Origin of the sequence: Citrobacter sp. Igbk 16 (genome assembly GCF_028069755.1) — a bacterium.
GTDB lineage: Bacteria > Pseudomonadota > Gammaproteobacteria > Enterobacterales > Enterobacteriaceae > Citrobacter.
Genome location: NZ_JANEWJ010000001.1, coordinates 344253 through 361343, shown reverse-complemented (window position 1 = coordinate 361343; position 17091 = coordinate 344253). Strand labels below are relative to the sequence as shown.

The 17091-nt window shown below is 51.3% G+C and carries 16 protein-coding genes and 2 rRNA genes; 9 read left to right on the top strand and 9 right to left on the bottom strand.

Features of this window, described 5'->3' with window-relative positions; genetic code table 11:
- The 3 genes from NNO03_RS01685 to NNO03_RS01675 form a co-directional block, all read left to right on the top strand.
- Positions 1-213, top strand: a 23S ribosomal RNA gene (locus NNO03_RS01685); the annotation flags it as partial.
- Between the two features lie 97 nt (positions 214-310).
- Positions 311-426, top strand: a 5S ribosomal RNA gene (rrf, locus tag NNO03_RS01680).
- A 435-nt stretch (positions 427-861) separates the two neighbouring features.
- A complete protein-coding gene (locus tag NNO03_RS01675; RefSeq protein ID WP_271440654.1) occupies positions 862-2160 on the top strand; it encodes an MFS transporter in 1299 nt (432 codons plus the stop codon).
- On the opposite strand, the gene NNO03_RS01670 is transcribed toward NNO03_RS01675, so the two are convergent.
- The 5 genes from NNO03_RS01670 to trxC form a co-directional block, all read right to left on the bottom strand.
- The gene (locus NNO03_RS01670) at positions 2157-2480 is read right to left on the bottom strand and encodes a YfiM family lipoprotein (RefSeq protein WP_137383478.1); all 324 of its coding nucleotides are present in this window, start codon (positions 2478-2480) and stop codon (positions 2157-2159) included. The two genes, NNO03_RS01675 and NNO03_RS01670, sit on opposite strands and share 4 nt — an antisense overlap.
- 44 nt (positions 2481-2524) lie before the next feature.
- Positions 2525-3880 (bottom strand): CDP-diacylglycerol--serine O-phosphatidyltransferase, encoded by a 1356-nt coding sequence (gene pssA, locus NNO03_RS01665; protein ID WP_271448644.1) that lies wholly within the window; start codon positions 3878-3880, stop codon positions 2525-2527.
- A 114-nt stretch (positions 3881-3994) separates the two neighbouring features.
- Complete coding sequence (pat, locus tag NNO03_RS01655) at positions 3995-6655, bottom strand: protein lysine acetyltransferase (protein WP_271448640.1); 2661 nt, start codon at positions 6653-6655, stop codon at positions 3995-3997.
- A 36-nt stretch (positions 6656-6691) separates the two neighbouring features.
- Positions 6692-7390: a tRNA-uridine aminocarboxypropyltransferase gene (gene tapT, locus NNO03_RS01650; protein ID WP_271448639.1), complete on the bottom strand. Its 699-nt coding sequence runs from the start codon at positions 7388-7390 to the stop codon at positions 6692-6694.
- Positions 7391-7459: 69 nt separating this feature from the next.
- Positions 7460-7879 carry a thioredoxin TrxC gene (gene trxC / locus NNO03_RS01645; RefSeq protein WP_137383461.1) on the bottom strand — a complete coding sequence of 140 codons (420 nt, stop codon included), beginning with the start codon at positions 7877-7879 and terminating at the stop codon, positions 7460-7462.
- Positions 7880-8086: 207 nt separating this feature from the next.
- Here trxC and NNO03_RS01640 point away from each other — a divergent pair, with 207 nt between their 5' ends.
- Complete coding sequence (locus NNO03_RS01640; RefSeq protein ID WP_271440657.1) at positions 8087-9166, top strand: tRNA/rRNA methyltransferase; 1080 nt, start codon at positions 8087-8089, stop codon at positions 9164-9166.
- Between the two features lie 33 nt (positions 9167-9199).
- Here the strand turns inward: NNO03_RS01640 and ung are convergent, their stop codons facing one another.
- Positions 9200-9889: a uracil-DNA glycosylase gene (gene ung / locus NNO03_RS01635; protein WP_137383463.1), complete on the bottom strand. Its 690-nt coding sequence runs from the start codon at positions 9887-9889 to the stop codon at positions 9200-9202.
- Between the two features lie 318 nt (positions 9890-10207).
- Here ung and grcA point away from each other — a divergent pair, with 318 nt between their 5' ends.
- On the top strand, positions 10208-10591 hold the full coding sequence (gene grcA, locus NNO03_RS01630; protein WP_003037563.1) for an autonomous glycyl radical cofactor GrcA: 384 nt from the start codon (positions 10208-10210) through the stop codon (positions 10589-10591).
- Between the two features lie 79 nt (positions 10592-10670).
- Here the strand turns inward: grcA and eamB are convergent, their stop codons facing one another.
- A complete protein-coding gene (gene eamB / locus NNO03_RS01625; protein ID WP_271440659.1) occupies positions 10671-11258 on the bottom strand; it encodes a cysteine/O-acetylserine transporter in 588 nt (195 codons plus the stop codon).
- Positions 11259-11360: 102 nt separating this feature from the next.
- Between eamB and NNO03_RS01620 the strand changes: the two genes are divergently transcribed.
- Positions 11361-12257: a LysR family transcriptional regulator gene (locus tag NNO03_RS01620; protein WP_271448638.1), complete on the top strand. Its 897-nt coding sequence runs from the start codon at positions 11361-11363 to the stop codon at positions 12255-12257.
- Between the two features lie 17 nt (positions 12258-12274).
- On the opposite strand, the gene srmB is transcribed toward NNO03_RS01620, so the two are convergent.
- Positions 12275-13603, bottom strand: a complete 1329-nt coding sequence (srmB, locus tag NNO03_RS01615; protein WP_271440661.1) for an ATP-dependent RNA helicase SrmB — start codon at positions 13601-13603, stop codon at positions 12275-12277.
- 130 nt (positions 13604-13733) lie between these two features.
- Between srmB and trmN the strand changes: the two genes are divergently transcribed.
- Entirely contained in the window at positions 13734-14471 is a 738-nt protein-coding gene (gene trmN / locus NNO03_RS01610; RefSeq protein WP_271448637.1) for a tRNA(1)(Val) (adenine(37)-N(6))-methyltransferase TrmN, read from the top strand.
- On the opposite strand, the gene nadB is transcribed toward trmN, so the two are convergent.
- A complete protein-coding gene (gene nadB, locus NNO03_RS01605; protein WP_271448636.1) occupies positions 14456-16078 on the bottom strand; it encodes an L-aspartate oxidase in 1623 nt (540 codons plus the stop codon). The genes trmN and nadB overlap by 16 nt on opposite strands.
- 263 nt (positions 16079-16341) lie before the next feature.
- Between nadB and rseD the strand changes: the two genes are divergently transcribed.
- Complete coding sequence (gene rseD, locus NNO03_RS01600) at positions 16342-16506, top strand: rpoE leader peptide RseD (RefSeq protein ID WP_124022090.1); 165 nt, start codon at positions 16342-16344, stop codon at positions 16504-16506.
- Positions 16503-17078 carry an RNA polymerase sigma factor RpoE gene (gene rpoE / locus NNO03_RS01595; protein WP_003037573.1) on the top strand — a complete coding sequence of 192 codons (576 nt, stop codon included), beginning with the start codon at positions 16503-16505 and terminating at the stop codon, positions 17076-17078. The genes rseD and rpoE overlap by 4 nt, the downstream gene beginning before the upstream one ends.
- The last annotated feature ends 13 nt before the right edge of the window (positions 17079-17091 follow it).

Genomic DNA, 17091 nt, shown 5'->3' with positions numbered 1-17091 from the left:
GGGTTGTCATGCCAATGGCATTGCCCGGTAGCTAAATGCGGAAGAGATAAGTGCTGAAAGCATCTAAGCACGAAACTTGCCCCGAGATGAGTTCTCCCTGAGACTATAAGTCTCCTGAAGGAACGTTAAAGACGATGACGTTGATAGGTCGGGTGTGTAAGTGTAGCGATACATTGAGCTAACCGATACTAATGAACCGTGAGGCTTAACCTTACAACGCCGAAGATGTTTTGGCGAAAGACAGACACAAGATTCAGCTTGATTACAGATTACATCGACATGCTAAAAGTGTGTTGATAAACAGAATTTGCCTGGCGGCTGTAGCGCGGTGGTCCCACCTGACCCCATGCCGAACTCAGAAGTGAAACGCCGTAGCGCCGATGGTAGTGTGGGGTCTCCCCATGCGAGAGTAGGGAACTGCCAGGCATCAAATAAGTGAAGAAGCCCATCCTGCCGGATGGGCTTTTTTGCGTCTGTGCGGGGTGAAAACCGCCGGATGCACCGGACTGAATGTATGTTGTAGGCCTGATAAGCGCAGTGCATCAGGCACTCCCGATGGCATTTTGCCGGATGCGGCGTATCGCCTTATCCGGCCTACAACTGTCTGGACCATCAGACATTCCCGGTGGCACATCGCCAGGTGCGACGTGAACGCTTTATCCGGCCAACAAAGGCCTGTGCTATTTCTGACAGCCAACCAGGTTCTCTTCCCCCGAACATTTCTTAATCCTTTCCCTGCTAATTAAAATCGTGATCTATCTCTCATAATAAATTATAACAATTATATAACATTTAATTTACTAAAACAGACGCAAAACATCATTGATAGATTCATAAGATCCTGGCAGGGGTACAATTCTAATGGCTGATAGCAGTGTAACTGAGAACGGGGCGCTGGCAGATGGCGACACCCGTCGTCGTATATGGGCAATTGTTGGTGCATCGTCAGGGAATCTGGTCGAATGGTTTGATTTCTATATCTACTCTTTCTGTTCCCTTTATTTTGCCCACATTTTTTTTCCTTCCGGAAATACCACCACTCAATTGTTACAAACCGCCGGAGTTTTCGCTGCAGGGTTTCTGATGCGGCCAATCGGGGGATGGCTTTTTGGTCGTATTGCAGATAAACACGGACGTAAAAAGTCCATGCTGTTATCTGTTTGCATGATGTGCATGGGATCGCTGGTGATCGCCTGTCTGCCTGGATATGAGACGATTGGCACCTGGGCTCCCGCACTATTACTGCTGGCCAGATTATTCCAGGGGCTGTCCGTTGGTGGAGAATACGGTACTAGCGCGACTTACATGAGTGAAGTAGCCGTTGAAGGTAAGAAAGGTTTTTATGCTTCATTCCAGTACGTGACATTAATCGGCGGGCAGTTACTGGCATTGCTGGTTGTGGTCATATTACAGCAAACCCTGGAAGACTCAGCGCTAAGAGCATGGGGTTGGCGTATTCCATTCGCACTGGGAGCTGTGTTAGCTATTGTGGCATTGTGGCTGCGTCGTCAACTGGATGAAACATCAAAACAGGATGTCCGTGCGTTGAAAGAAGCGGGGTCTCTGAAAGGGTTGTGGCGTAATCGCAAAGCCTTTGTCATGGTACTTGGCTTTACCGCTGCTGGTTCTCTGTGTTTTTATACGTTTACGACCTACATGCAGAAATATCTGGTTAATACGGCGGGTATGCATGCCAACGTGGCCAGCGGCATTATGACGGCCGCATTGTGCGTGTTTATGTTGGTACAACCGCTGTTCGGTGCGTTGTCAGATAAAATAGGCCGACGGACTTCAATGCTATGTTTTGGTGCGCTGGCGACGATTTTCACTGTACCTATTCTGTCTGCGCTGCAAAATGTGAGTTCTCCGTTTGTGGCATTTGTCCTTGTGATGTGCGCCTTGTTGATCGTCAGTTTCTATACCTCCATCAGCGGGATACTGAAGGCAGAGATGTTTCCAGCGCAGGTCCGTGCGTTGGGGGTGGGATTATCGTATGCGGTAGCCAATGCCCTGTTTGGGGGTTCGGCTGAATATGTCGCGTTATCCCTAAAATCTGTCGGCATGGAAACGTCATTCTTCTGGTATGTCACTGCTATGGCGGTGGTCGCATTCCTGGTTTCGCTGATGTTACACAGTAAGGGAAAAGGCTTACGCCTCTAATGATGTGCCAGTTGCCAAACGGCATAGCCGGTTGATGCGCCCGCCACATCCCAGGCAAAGTCTTTCCAGCTCCAGCCGCTCCCAGCGGGGCGGCTGTCCCACAGCTCTTTTGATGCCCCAAGGCTGACAGAGAACATCAAACCGATAGCTGCGCTACGATCGCGGCTGTTTCCCTGATGCTGTGCATACTCGTTCCCCGCTGCGGCAAGCATGGCCGAGGCGATAAAGTGTTGAGCTTTGTCTTGCCCACTCCAGCTGTCGTTAGCCATGTGACTACAACCGGAAAGAAGCAAAACACTGGCAAGAATACACAGGCGCACCGTTACCTCCATAGGAAAAACCCCGTCACTGGACGGGGTTTTGATTACAGAATACGGCTGATTAATCTGTCGATTCGAATACGGCGTAATCGACGGATAAGCTTACGCACTTTCACCGGATAGTCAGCAATACTTTGCAAGTCGCGATAGTGTTTCACGACGGTGGTGTGCGTGCGGATAAGCTCCAGCTCTTTATCACGCTGGGGAGTCAGTTCCTGCTGGGGATCATGGATAAGAATGGCATTTTCCAAATCCAGCCGCCAGGCGCGGGGGTTAAGATTATTGCCGGTGAGCAGCATCCATTTATCATCAACCCACATACCTTTCAGATGATAGGTGTTGTCATCGTCTTTCCATAAGCGTACGACGAGCTGATCGGTATTCACGTAATACTGTAGCCGGCTCAGGAAACGGCGCAGATTAATTTCATATAAATAGGGCAGCGCGCCGATGATCTTAAAGGGTTCATCTTCCGGAATGAAAAAGTCGTTAGCCGTTTTATCGCCGACAATGATCTCGACCTTTTTGCCTTCGCGCAGCAGTTGAATGATATTGCGTACCAGGATGGCTGGCAGGTTGAAATAAGGCGTACAAATGGTGAGTTTGTGCTCCGCACAGGGCATGAGGTGGAAAATAGTCTTATTTAACAGACTGGATTTACCGAGCCCAACCAGCGGCGTGACTGACAGTTGCTCATTATCCGCATCTCCCTGGAAATGGAAGGAGGCATCGCGCAATTCCTGACGGTACAGGCGGATATCGTTTTTAATTTCCGGACTTTTAGGACGATGGATATCATCAAGACGATTAACGCCGCGCCCATTCATCAGGTTCTGCGTAACCCACTCGTACATGATATCGGCCATCTTCACGTTGCGAATCAGCTGATAGCGGTCATAGCGATATTTATCATGTTGGTGTAAGTAAACATCGTTCAGACTGGCCCCGCTATACAGGACGCTATCATCAATGATAAAGCCTTTAAAATGCAGAACACCAAGCGCTTCGCGGGTGTTAATTGGCACGCCGTAGACAGGGATATCGATACCAGGGTTTTCTTGCGCCATGCGGCAATACCAGTCAGCGTTGGTATTGGATGCCGCAACACCAATGCGTCCACGCTGGGCTCGATGCCAGTCGACAAGCACCCGAATATCCAGTTCAGGACGCTGCCGCTTTGCCGCATAGAGCGCGTCGAGTATGCCTTTACCGCCGTCATCCTGTTCCAGGTACAGCGCAATAATGCAGATCCGTCGCGTCGCGCTGGCTATTTTCTCCAGCAGAGTCTCCCTGAAATTTGCGGGAGCATAAAAGAAATCTACATCATCAACTGACTGAGAAATCTTAGGTAGTTGGGCAAGGTGTTGTTGATGTTTATTACGCTTAAATTTTGACAACATCACAGTGCATTTCTTCTCTGTTCATTGAAGGGTCCTCTGTGCTTTGCAGACGACATAAGCGGGCAATGATACCACCAGTACCCATGAATGTGGTCAACATTTCCAGTACCTTACTCACGATTCCTCATATTGGGCCAGATTCAGCGTTAGCCCAACAATTCCCTCTTCGAGCTGGACGTGGACATCAAACCCGAGTTTTCGGGCCAGGGCGACCATCCCACGATTGTTTGGCATCGTAATACCATTTAAACGTCTAAGTCCGTGATCTCGCGTGTATGCAATCAACTTTTCCATCAACCGACGACCTAAACCCAGCCCTTTGAGATCTGAACGAACCAGTACGGCAAATTCCGCATCGATATTATCCGGATCGGAGATAGCCCGTGTCACGCCGAGGATCTCTTCGTGGTTATCACGACAACGCACGGCCACAAAGGCCATTTCCCGATCGTAGTCGATCTGCGTCATGTTAGCTAAATCTTCATGGGTGAATTCGTTGATCTCACTGAAGTAGCGATAGTAAAGATCTTCTTTCGTCACCTGTGAAATGAACTGCTGCAGATAGGGTTCATCTTCCGGAAGAATAGGGCGGAACAGACAGCGCTCGCCGTTTTTCATCTCGACCCACTCTTCAAGCTGATGGGGATAAGGGCGTACCGCCAGCCTGCTTTCGTTATCGCCCGTGAAAGGGGCAATATCCAGTGTGACGTCCAGGGCAGTAAATTCCCCAGCAGAGGCCAGCAGAGGATGGATATCCAGGCGCTGAATTTCCGGACAATCGACGATCAGGTTGGAGACCTGCACCAGAAGCTGGCTTAACCCGGCGATATCCAGTGGACGTAGTGCGCTGCGAGCGCGGATCTTTTTGTTTTTGATCCCCTGGATCACCAGATAACGCGCCAGGTTCATGTTGAGTGGCGGCAATGCGACAACAGCTTGCTCTTCAGGACGCCACTCAACTCCGCCTTCACCCAACATAATCAGCGGGCCAAACACAGGGTCATGTTCGACGACGACGCGCAGCTCCTGAGCACCGGCGCGGTTAGCCATACTTTGTACTAACAAACCGTGGATACGTGCCTGTGGCCAGGCCATTTTTACCCGATCAAAAATCGCATTCGCAGCCTGCTGCACTTCTGTTGCCGTACGCAGGTACAACATAACCCCCTGAACTTCTGATTTATGTGGGATATCAGGAGAGCGAAGCTTCAGTGCTACCGGGTAACCGATTTGTTCTGCGATGTGTACGGCTTCCGCACTGTCGCTGGCGATCCAGGTTGGTAGAGTGTGTAAACCATAGGCTTGCAAAATCGGCTGTACTTCATGGGTATCCAGCGATGTCGCGCCCTCAGCAATCGCCTGCTGTAACAGATTATGTGCCTCGGCGGTGTTGGCGGTCAGGCTATCGGGTAGGGCTGGTGTTTCTCGCAGTTGCTTCTGGTTACGCCGATATTCGACCATGTGCATGAAGGCCGTAATGGTACCTTCCGGCGTACGATAGGTGGGTAATCCGGCTTCACTAAACAACCTGCGAGCTTCCTGGGATGAAAACTCGCCGCACCAGTTGGTCAGCAAGGAGACGAACTTACCTCGCGGATGGTGTTTGACGGCTTCAATTAGCGCCTGTGCGCTCTCGGTTCCGGGGGCTGCCGCACTGGGTGAGTGAATGACCATCAGTGCGTCAAAATCTTGACTGGCGAGTAAAATATCCAGTGTCTTAACGTAGTGTTCGCTGCTGGCATCGTCACGCAGATCCAGTGGGTTGGCGATATCCACGTGAGCAGGTAAGGCATCGCGTAATTTCTGGCAGGTTTCCTCACTCAGCGCGGCCAGCTTACCGTTTCGCGACCACAGTTCATCTAATGCCAGCGCCGCGGGAGCGGCCCCATTGCTGATGATCATCAGTCTGTCGCCACGTAGTGGGCGCATGTGGCTCAGGGTTTCGACCGCCGAGAAAAGCTCATGAGTGTCCTGTACGCGCAATAAACCAGCACGTTGAATCGCCGCATCCCAGGCTGGGTCCATTCCGGCACTGGTATGCAGTAAACGCTGTGCTGCGGGGCTACGGCCACTTTTAATCACCAGAATAGGTTTGTTACGCGATGCGCTGCGCGCAGCGGAGACAAAACGCCGGGCATCGCTTAAATGTTCGAGGTAGAGCAATATCGCGCTGGTTTTGCTGTCGCGCGCCAGGTAGTCGAGTAGTTCATCAACATCAATATCCAGGCTGTCGCCCAGTGCGATAAAGTAAGAAAAGCCCATTTCTCTCTGCTGTGCCCAGTCGAGTATGGTATTGGATACGGCGGCGGATTGAGAGATAAAAGCCAGCTTACCGCGCTTAATCGGAACGGGGGAGAAGCTGGCGTTAAGTCCCTGCCAGGGGGCCAGAAGCCCGAGACTGTTAGGGCCCAGTAGACGAATTTTATAACGTGATGCGCAGGCCAGCAGCTCAGCATGCTGCGCCGCGGGAGCCGAGAGAATAATGCAGGTTTTGCAGCCTTTCTCGCCCAGTGCTTCCAGTAACGCCAGATTACGGCTGGCATTGGTACACAAAATGGCCAGGTCAGGAGAAAAAGGCAGGCTGTCAATATTGGGCCAGGCCAGTACGCCCAACACGGCTTTCCAGGCGGGGGTCACTGGTAAAACGGGGCCGTTGAACCCGCCTGCCAGCAGGTTACGCATCATCAGGTATCCTGCTCGATTGGGCTTCATTGATGCCCCAATCACGGCAATGGATTTCGGTCGCAGTAGCGCTTCCAGACCACGTTGACTCATATCGGCTTCCTTAATGACTCCAGTGACCGAATGATTTTAAACGCTTTCTGTTGAGTCTGCTGTGACGCTTCCCTGATGTTGAGTTTTTCCTGCCAGGTAGCGTGTTTTAAAGCGCGTGAAGTGAGCGCTTAAGCCTTCAGCCGCTTGCGTATCCCCTGCCAAATCCAGTAAGGCAATGGCGACTTCGGCAGTGCAGTACTGTCCCTCGGCGTGCACCCCGCGCAGGTGGTATGCGGAAAGGCGCGATAGATCGACGGAGATCACCGGCAGGTTGTCGAGGTAGGGACTTTTACGGAACATTTTACGTGCTTCCGGCCAGGTGCCATCAAGCATGATAAACAACGGTGGTTTACCGGCTGGCGGTGTGAAAATGACTTTACGTTCTTCACCGGCATAAGACGCGGGGAAAACGACCATTGGCTGATAATCAGGATGTTGCACCAGATCAAGCAGCTCCTGCGGTGGTTCGGTACGAGACCACTGAAAAGCCGCAGTATTGGGTAAAATATCGGCAATCAAACGTCCTGTGTTACTGGGCTTCATCGGTTCGGTATCGAACATCATCAGACAAAAACGGCTTTTGGCCTGAGAAGGCACCCATGTTGCGCACAGGCAGAGTTTCAGCGGTAGCAGACAACGCTGGCAGCGACGAATGCGGTTGCCTCGGGCAAGAAAAGGACGTGTGGCGTGCGCGAGGCGCTCAGCGCGTAACTGAAGAACAGCGTTATCGGTCATGGGGAAACACGTTGAAAAACGCTATTGTCGCAGAGGTGAAAACGGGGCACAAGATGCGCCCCGCAGAGATTACAACGATTCGTTAAGCCAGCTATCAAACGGGGCTTTGGGCACTGCGCCATTCAGCATATCGACGACTTCACCTTTTCTGAAGATCATGATGGTCGGAATGCTGCGGATACCGAAACGTGCGCTGAGTTCGCGTTCGGCTTCCGTATTCACTTTAACAAAGCGCACTTTACCGCTACGCTCTTCCGCGACATCTTCAAAAATAGGTGCGAAGTTACGGCACGGGCCACACCATGGCGCCCAAAAATCAACTACCACCGGAAGATCGTCTTTTAGCAGCTTATCCAGCGTTTCACCGGTCGCATTGATCACCTCCCCGTCAAACAGGTCGTGACCACAGCGTCCGCATTTGGCCGCTTCCTGAACACGATCGTCGGGAATGCGGTTGATAGCCTGGCAGCTGGTACAAACGGTATTCATAACTAACCTCTGGATGAGTAGGGTGGACTTCGCGGCAATGACGCCAGTATGTTTCTATTATGTTACATATTATCGGAGAGACTGTTTTAAACAACAATGCGTTTTATTCAATGAGTACAATAGTCATTAGCTTTTAAATGAAATAATGGCTAACGACGTGCACATCGGGTAATCTGCGCGCTTCGCGCAGAGCAGGTGGAGAAAAACATGAGCGACGAACTGAAGAACAAAAACGGCAAGGTCAAAGTGATGTACGTCCGCAGTGACGATGACTCGGATAAACGCACCCAAAATCCACGTACTGGCAAAGGCGGCGGTCGCCCCGGTACTTCCCGAGCCGAAGGCGGTCGTCGCCCTGCCCGTGATGACAGAAAGGGGCCGAACAGTGAACGCGGTCGTGAACGTGGTCGTGACCGTGATGTAGAACGCGATCGCAGACGTGAAGATTCACCGTGGCGTACCGTATCCCGCGCACCGAATGATGACACTGCGGATAAAGCCGATCATGGTGGCATCAGCGGTAAGAGCTTTATCGATCCTGAAGTACTGCGTCGTCAGCGCGCGGAAGAAACCCGTGTTTATGGCGAAAATGCGTGTCAGGCGCTTTTCCAGAGCCGCCCGGACGCCATCGTCCGCGCCTGGTTTATTCAGAGCGTCACCCCGCGATTCAAAGAAGCATTGCGCTGGATGGCTGCAAACCGCAAAGCCTATCACGTGGTTGATGAGGCCGAACTGGCGAAAGCGTCTGGTACTGAGCACCATGGCGGTGTTTGCTTCCTGATCAAAAAACGTAACGGCACTACCGTTAAGCAGTGGGTTGCTCAGGCCGGAGCGCAGGATTGTGTGCTGGCGCTGGAAGATATCGCAAACCCGCATAACCTGGGCGGTATGATGCGTAGCTGTGCGCACTTCGGCGTAAAAGGCGTAGTAGTACAGGACGCAGCATTACTGGAATCAGGTGCGGCTATCCGTACCGCTGAAGGGGGGGCTGAGCACGTACAACCCATTACTGGCGACAGTATTGTGGATGTACTGGATGATTTCCGCCAGGCGGGTTACACCGTCGTCATGACCTCAAGCGACAAAGGTAAGCCGCTATTTAACACCACGCTGCCAGAAAAAATGGTGCTGGTGTTAGGTCGCGAACGTGAAGCTCTGCCTGAAGCAGCTTGCTCAGCAGACGATCTGTGCGTTGCAATTGATGGTACTGGCAACGTAGAAACGCTTAACGTCTCCGTTGCGACAGGTGTGCTGCTCGCGGAGTGGTGGCGTCAGAACAAAGCCTGATAATAGAAATGCCAGCGATTCGCTGGCATTTTTTTACTCGCTCTCCGCCGGCAATACCGGCATCCAGTCGATCGGCTTTTCTCCCCGTTGTTCCAGCCATTCATTTGCCAGTACAAAGTGATTACAGCCAAAGAAACCGCGATGGGCAGAAAGGGGGGACGGGTGCGGCGCTTTCAGCACATGGTGGCGCTGTGCATCAATAATGGCCCCTTTCTTCTGGGCGTGAGAGCCCCAAAGCAGGAAAACAACGCCTTCACGATGTTCGTTAATCAGGCTAATGACTTTATCGGTAAAGGTTTCCCAACCCAGGCTGGCATGCGAATGTGCCTGACCCGCCCGAACGGTGAGAACGGTGTTCAGTAGCAGCACCCCCTGACGAGCCCAACTCTCCAGGTATCCATGTGTCGGACGGGTAAATCCCGGGATGGTGGCTTCCAGCTCTTTATACATGTTCAGTAATGACGGCGGAGTGGCGATGCCTGGACGTACAGAGAAAGCCAGACCATGGGCCTGCCCTGGACCGTGGTATGGATCTTGTCCCAGAATGACAACTTTAACGTCGCCAAGCTCAGTAAAGCGAAAAGCGTTAAACACATCTTTTTGTGGCGGATAAATTGTCATACCTGACTGGCGTTCGCCGGCAACGGTATGCAGCGTGTTCACAAAATAGGGCTGCTGTTTCTCTTCAGCCAGCACATCGTGCCAGGTTAATTCGGTGGCCATCTCGCTCTCCTGCGATTTTTTCAATCCCCATAGCTTAACTGCTTCTTTCAACGGCGCAAAATTCTGCACGCTTCTCAACGTGCTACCCCTTAAAGATAGTTGAAAATTTATGTAAAAAGTTTACCTGCGCATATGGTGTAAGTTGATGTAAAACAATAAAATCCACCTATCACCACTTTTCATGTGTGGTTTTTGTTGATTTAAATCAAAGATTCAAGGGTGTGTGAGGGGTATATATACACTCAAGCAACAATGGTTTTACCAATTGGCCGGATGAGGCCAACCGAAATCAAATAATTTTGCCGGGGAGGCATCAACATGATTACAGGTATCCAGATTACTAAAGCTGCAAACGACGACCTGCTGAACTCTTTCTGGCTGCTGGACAGCGAAAAAGGCGAAGCACGCTGCATCGTTGCGAAAGCAGGTTTCAATGCTGATGAAGTCGTTGCCGTCAGCAAACTGGGTGAAATCGAATACCGTGAAGTACCGGTAGATGTACAGCCAGAAGTTCGTGTAGAAGGTGGTCAGCACCTGAACGTTAACGTTCTGCGTCGTGAAACACTGGAAGATGCAGTTAAGCACCCGGAAAAATATCCGCAGCTGACCATCCGTGTTTCTGGTTATGCAGTACGTTTTAACTCGCTGACTCCAGAACAGCAGCGCGACGTTATTGCTCGTACCTTTACTGAGAGCCTGTAAGGCTCGCGGGGAGTAACCCCGATTAGCAGAAAATCAGAAGGCGGAAGATGTTAGTGCATCTTCCGCCTTTTCACATCCGTTAGTAAAAAATCCTCACCGCACAATAAACCAACAGTAGTGCCAGAACGATATTCAGCTGCCGTCCATAGTGGCGGAAGATACGCTGAAAAAGATGACCCGCCAGCGCCCAGCAGGCATTGCCAAATGTTCCAATCAGCGCCAGCAGAATACTGACACCAATCAACCAGTAAGCATCCTGGGTATATGGCAACACAAACGTGGATAACGCAGTAATGCCATACAAAATGATTTTGACGTTCACAAACTGCAAACCAAAACTCGCCCAAAAGCTAATCGGTTCCGCCTGTAGACTATCGTTTGAGGCTGGGCTGGTGGCGATTTTCATGGCCAGCCATAAAATGTAGGCTGCCCCTGCCCAACTCAGCCAATGAATGATAGCCGGATCCAGGACGGCCAGCGAAAACGAGATCCCGGCACACAACAGCATGACGATTAAAAAGCCCAGACTCATTCCGGCCAGAACACGTGTGCTCTGACGTAAGCCATGTGATGTCGCCGCACTCAGCGCGAGAATATTATTCGGGCCGGGCGTTAGCGCAGTAATCAATGTATAGGTCCAGAATGCACTTAAAAGCATGGGTGTCACTTGTTATCTCCTCTGTTTTAGCAGACAGTACCCGAGACACAACATTTAAAAAAATGAATGTTTTTGCATCTTGAATTCGATAATTTCGATAGGTTGGTGAGGATGGATTTACGTCGGTTTATTACGCTAAAAACGGTAGTGGAAGAGGGCTCATTCCTTCGGGCTTCACAAAAGCTTTGCTGTACGCAATCAACCGTAACGTTTCATATTCAACAGCTTGAACAAGAACTCTCAATACAGTTATTCGAAAAAATTGGCCGGCGGATGTGCCTCACCAGTGAGGGGAAACGGCTGATGCCACATATACATGACCTGACTCGCGTGATGGCATCGATACGTCAGACGGCGCAACAAGATGCACAGCCGAGCGGCGATCTCCGCGTCGCAACCGGAGAAACGCTGCTGGCCTATAAAATGCCGCAGGTTTTACAGCGCTTTAAACAACGCGCTCCTGATGTTCGGTTGTCCCTACAATCGCTCAATTGTTATGTCATTCGTGATGCTCTGCTGGGTGATGAGGTAGATCTGGGGGTGTTTTATCGGGTGGGAAATGATGATGTGCTTGAGATGCTGTCACTGGGTGAACAGTCACTGGCACTGGTCGCCTCTCCGGCTCTTCAGGACGTTGATTTCACTCAGTATAATCAGCATATTCCCTGCAGTTTTATTATTAATGAACCACAATGTATTTTTAGACAGCGTTTTGAAAGTCTGCTGCGTAAGCGACAGATTACGCTGGAGAATACTATTGAGCTATGGAGTATCGAAAGCATCAAGCAGTGTGTCTCTGCGAATCTTGGTGTCAGTTTTTTACCGCGGTTTACCGTTGAGAAGGAATTACACTCGGGAGAATTAATCGAGTTGCCGTTCAGTGAAAAGCCTGAACTGATTACCGCATTGTGCGCACATCATGCCGGAAAAGTCGTTAGCCCGGCGATGCGGGTTTTTATGGAATGTATTACAGAGAGCTTTGCTGTACATGAAAAAATGCCGGGCTGACTGGCCCGGCATTCTGCTTACTCTTTGTCGGACTGCTGGGTAGCAGCTCCGCTCGGTTTACGACGTTTGCCGATATTCTTGGCGTCGCGGTGACGTTTTTTCACCCGCGGCTTCTCTTTCTCTTTTGCTTTTTTCTCTGCGCGTTTCGCCAGCACTTTCTTGGATGGCTTGCCGTTAGACTTCTCACTTGGCGCACGCGTGGTTGGACGCAGTTCATCAATGACGCGTGCCTTCAATGGCTCGTCAATATAACGACTCGCTTTGCCGAGTAACAGGTGGTCATGCGCTTCAACCAGTGAAATCGCGGTACCTTTCCGCCCGGCACGACCAGTACGGCCAATGCGGTGCAGATAGGCATCGCCGCTGCGCGGCATGTCGAAGTTAAACACGTGGCTGACGTCAGGAATATCGATCCCGCGTGCGGCAACGTCAGTTGCTACCAGCACGTTCACGCGACCATCGGTCAGGCGTTTGATCGCTTCGTTACGCTTAATCTGCACCATCTCGCCTTCGAGATAGCAGTTATTAATGCCAGCCTGGCGCAGCCAACCTGCCAGCTCGTGCACACGTTCGCGTTTGCGTACAAAGACAATTGAGCGGGTCGCTTCCGGCTGTTTTAGCAGATGGATCAGCATGGCAGTTTTGTGCTCGATATCATCGGCACGGTAGTAAAACTGATGGATCTTCTTGCGTTCGCGGGTGGACGGATCCGCTGAGACTTCGACCGGATCTTCCAGCAGACGCTCGGCAAAATCTTTGATCGCGTCGCCTTCCAGCGTGGCGGAGAACAGCATAGTTTGCTTACGCCAGCGGGTTTCACCGGCGATATGTTCGATGTCCTGGGCAAAGCCCATGTCCAGCATGCGGTCTGCTTCATCGAGGATCAGTGTCTCAACCGCATGACAGTCGAAGTTTTCTTCTTTAATGTACTGCAGCAGGCGACCCGTGGTGGCGACCACGATGTCCTGGTTTTCGCTAAAGACTTCCATGTGGTTCATGTAAGCCACGCCGCCGGTAATGGTAGCAATATCCAGATGCGTATTCTTTGCCAGCTCACGGGCGTGTTCGGCAACCTGCATCGCCAGTTCGCGCGTCGGTGTCAGGATTAAAATGCGCGGCGGACCGGATTTCTTGCGCGGGAAGTCGAGCAGGTGCTGCAACGCTGGCAGCAAATATGCCGCCGTTTTACCGGTGCCTGTCGGCGCAGAACCGAGTACATCACGGCCATCGAGCGCAGGCGGAATGGCGGCAGCCTGAATGGCGGTCGGGCGAGTGAAACCTTTTTCCTGGAGGGCTTCCAGCAGGCTTTCATCGAGTTCAAGTTCGGAAAAAGTCGTTACAGTCATGTTCTACCTCTGAGTGGGGCGCTGATTATAGACGTTACGGCTGCAATCTTCATCTGTTTGTATGGATATACCTTCTCAGGTATTGTTTTTATCCTATGTTATCGTTTTTTTCCCAGGAAGGTTGTTCTTCATGCCTCAGTCTACATCCGTACTTCGGCGTAATGGGTTTACTTTTAAGCAGTTTTTTGTGGCACACGATCGTTGTGCAATGAAAGTCGGAACGGACGGTATTTTATTGGGTGCCTGGGCTCCTGTGGCCGGCGTAAAACGGATCCTTGATATTGGTACCGGGAGTGGCTTGCTGGCGCTGATGCTGGCCCAACGTACAGACGAAAACGTCATCATAGATGCTGTTGAGCTTGATGTTGATGCTGCGCAGCAGGCGCAGGAAAACATTGCGCAATCTCCTTGGATGCATCGTGTGGCGGTGCATTCAGAGGATGCTCAGCAATGGGTACCGCGTCAGACCGTACGTTTTGACCTGATTATCAGCAATCCACCCTATTATGAACAGGGTGTGGAATGCGCCACGCCGCAGCGCGAGCAGGCACGCTACACGACTACGCTCGATCACGAAGCATTGCTCACGCTGGCGGCTGACAGCATTACCGAAGAAGGTTTTTTTTGTGTGGTGCTGCCGGAGCAAATTGGCAACGCGTTTACCCAACAGGCATTAAGTATGGGCTGGCATTTGCGTTTGCGTACGGATGTCGCCGAAACTGAAGCCCGGTTACCGCATCGGGTTTTGCTGGCATTCTCCCCGCAGACCGGGGAGTGCTTTAGCGACAGGCTGGTTATCCGTGGGTCAGACCAGCGTTATTCTGAAGGCTACACGGCGCTGACCCAGGCATTTTATCTGTTTATGTGATGGTTTAACGGCGAGAGAATGGACGGGCCTGATTCAGGAAGCTGCTCTGGATAATCCAGCGTGTAGTGCAGGCCCCGACTTTCTTTGCGCATCATCGCACAGCGTACAATTAACTCGGCTACCTGCACCAGATTGCGCAGTTCCAGCAAATTATTCGACACGCGGAAATGGGCGTAATATTCGTCGATTTCCTGCTGTAGCATCGTGATACGGCGCAGGGCGCGCTCCAGACGTTTAGTTGTGCGCACGATGCCGACGTAATCCCACATAAATAGCCGTAACTCATGCCAGTTATGCTGGATAACAACCAATTCATCCGGGTTTTCTACCCGACTTTCATCCCAACTTGGGAGGGCGTTAACGCCGCGGGCGTAGGGCATTCTGCGGTCAATATCTTCCGCTGCAGACCAGCCATACACCAGACACTCCAGCAGCGAGTTCGACGCCATGCGATTGGCACCATGCAGACCGGTATAGCTCACCTCACCGATTGCATATAAACCGTCGACATCTGTGCGGCCAAAGTCATCAACCATTACACCGCCGCAGGTATAGTGTGCAGCAGGGACGATGGGGACCGGCTCTTTGGTCAGATCAATACCCAGGCCTAACAGTTTTTCATAAATCATCGGGAAATGCTGACGGACAAATTCTTCGGGTTTATGGCTGATGTCGAGGAACATGCAGTCAGCACCCAAACGCTTCATTTCATGGTCGATGGCACGGGCGACAATATCACGCGGAGCCAGCTCGCCGCGCTTGTCAAAGTCGGGCATAAAGCGTGAGCCATCCGGGCGTTTCAGGTGCGCGCCTTCCCCGCGTAGCGCTTCTGTCAGCAGAAAATTGCGCGCTTGTGGATGATACAGCGCGGTTGGGTGAAACTGGTTAAATTCGAGATTGGCAACGCGGCAACCCGCACGCCAGGCCATGGCTATCCCATCACCGGAGGAAATATCCGGGTTGGTGGTGTATTGATACACTTTAGAAGCACCGCCGGTAGCCAGCACGACTGACTTCGCATGACAGGTTTCAACAGCCTCTTTATTCCGGTTCCAAATCCATGCTCCAACAACCCGGCGTGTCCCCGGTAGACCAATTTTATCTGAGATGATCAGGTCCACAGCGTTACTGCGTTCCAGCACCCGAATATTCGGATGATTTTGCGCCTGGCTGACCAACGTGGTTTCGACCTCTTTACCGGTGGCATCTGCCGCATGCAGGATCCGCCGATGGCTATGGCCGCCTTCTCGGGTCAGGTGATAGCTTTCTTCGCCGTTGGGCTGAACCTGAGTATCAAATAAGACGCCTTGATCAATCAGCCACTGGACACACGAACGGGCGTTGCTGGCAACAAACTCAACGGCATGACGATCGCAAAGACCGGCTCCTGCAATCAGCGTGTCTTCAACGTGGGAGTCAATGCTGTCGGTTTCATCAAAAACGGCGGCGATGCCACCCTGAGCATAAAATGTCGAGCCTTCGCTAACCGGCCCTTTGCTCAGGACAATGACCTGATGTTTTTCAGCCAGGCGTAGCGCCAGTGAGAGTCCGGCAGCCCCGCTGCCAATGATCAGCACGTCACAGGATAATTCAGGAGTCGTATTCATGATTTTTGTTTAATTTACTAAACAGTGTTTGGTCACCATAGCACCACATTGCGCGATACTGCACGTTTTATTTTTAACTGTGTTGCAACGGCTAAACATAGAGGAAAGGCATGGGGAGGAGTGAAAGAGCAAAAATATTTTGTGAAGCAGGCCGTTAGCATCAGATTATGAGGTGAAATAAAGTGGCTGTTGGGTTACTCTGCAAGCGGTGAAATGGGCATTTCTATACAGATAGTGCGTTGATCGGGTTATGTAGACTTATAATGAGAGATAAGACCTGTCTACAACATGACAAACAAAAACAAATGCGTAACGGAACTTTACGAAACTTGAGCACTCTAAGCTTTTGCTTGCTCATAGTGAAGCTTATGGAGTGGCGTTTCGAAAGCGCGTGGAAATTTGGTTTGGGGAGACTTTACCTCGGATGAGCGAGCAGTTAACGGACCAGGTCCTGGTTGAACGGGTCCAGAAGGGAGATCAGAAAGCCTTTAACTTACTGGTGGTTCGCTACCAGCATAAAGTGGCGAGTCTGGTTTCCCGCTATGTACCTTCGGGCGATGTTCCCGATGTTGTACAAGAAGCATTTATCAAGGCCTATCGTGCGCTGGATTCGTTCCGGGGAGATAGTGCGTTTTATACCTGGCTGTATCGTATTGCAGTCAATACAGCGAAGAATTACCTGGTCGCTCAGGGGCGTCGTCCACCTTCCAGTGATATAGATGCGATTGAAGCAGAAAATTACGAAAGTGGCGGCGCACTGAAAGAAATTTCGAACCCTGAGAACTTAATGTTGTCAGAAGAACTGAGACAGATAGTTTTCCGAACTATTGAGTCCCTCCCGGAAGATTTACGCATGGCAATAACCTTGCGGGAGCTGGATGGCCTGAGCTATGAAGAGATAGCCGCTATCATGGATTGTCCGGTGGGTACGGTGCGTTCACGTATCTTCCGAGCGAGGGAAGCTATTGATAATAAAGTTCAACCGCTTATCAGGCGTTGACGATAGCGGGATA

What these genes read in the sequence shown, in the direction of transcription:
- nadB (WP_271448636.1), bottom strand. Translation starts at nt 16,078, where the DNA reads ATGAATACGACTCCTGAATTATCCTGTGACGTGCTGATCATTGGCAGC.
- trxC (WP_137383461.1), bottom strand. Translation starts at nt 7,879, where the DNA reads ATGAATACCGTTTGTACCAGCTGCCAGGCTATCAACCGCATTCCCGAC.
- pssA (WP_271448644.1), bottom strand. Translation starts at nt 3,880, where the DNA reads ATGTTGTCAAAATTTAAGCGTAATAAACATCAACAACACCTTGCCCAA.
- ung (WP_137383463.1), bottom strand. Translation starts at nt 9,889, where the DNA reads ATGGCCACCGAATTAACCTGGCACGATGTGCTGGCTGAAGAGAAACAG.
- srmB (WP_271440661.1), bottom strand. Translation starts at nt 13,603, where the DNA reads ATGACTGTAACGACTTTTTCCGAACTTGAACTCGATGAAAGCCTGCTG.
- NNO03_RS01620 (WP_271448638.1), top strand. Translation starts at nt 11,361, where the DNA reads ATGGATTTACGTCGGTTTATTACGCTAAAAACGGTAGTGGAAGAGGGC.
- grcA (WP_003037563.1), top strand. Translation starts at nt 10,208, where the DNA reads ATGATTACAGGTATCCAGATTACTAAAGCTGCAAACGACGACCTGCTG.
- pat (WP_271448640.1), bottom strand. Translation starts at nt 6,655, where the DNA reads ATGAGTCAACGTGGTCTGGAAGCGCTACTGCGACCGAAATCCATTGCC.
- tapT (WP_271448639.1), bottom strand. Translation starts at nt 7,390, where the DNA reads ATGACCGATAACGCTGTTCTTCAGTTACGCGCTGAGCGCCTCGCGCAC.
- NNO03_RS01675 (WP_271440654.1), top strand. Translation starts at nt 862, where the DNA reads ATGGCTGATAGCAGTGTAACTGAGAACGGGGCGCTGGCAGATGGCGAC.
- rseD (WP_124022090.1), top strand. Translation starts at nt 16,342, where the DNA reads ATGAGAGATAAGACCTGTCTACAACATGACAAACAAAAACAAATGCGT.
- trmN (WP_271448637.1), top strand. Translation starts at nt 13,734, where the DNA reads ATGCCTCAGTCTACATCCGTACTTCGGCGTAATGGGTTTACTTTTAAG.
- NNO03_RS01640 (WP_271440657.1), top strand. Translation starts at nt 8,087, where the DNA reads ATGAGCGACGAACTGAAGAACAAAAACGGCAAGGTCAAAGTGATGTAC.
- rpoE (WP_003037573.1), top strand. Translation starts at nt 16,503, where the DNA reads ATGAGCGAGCAGTTAACGGACCAGGTCCTGGTTGAACGGGTCCAGAAG.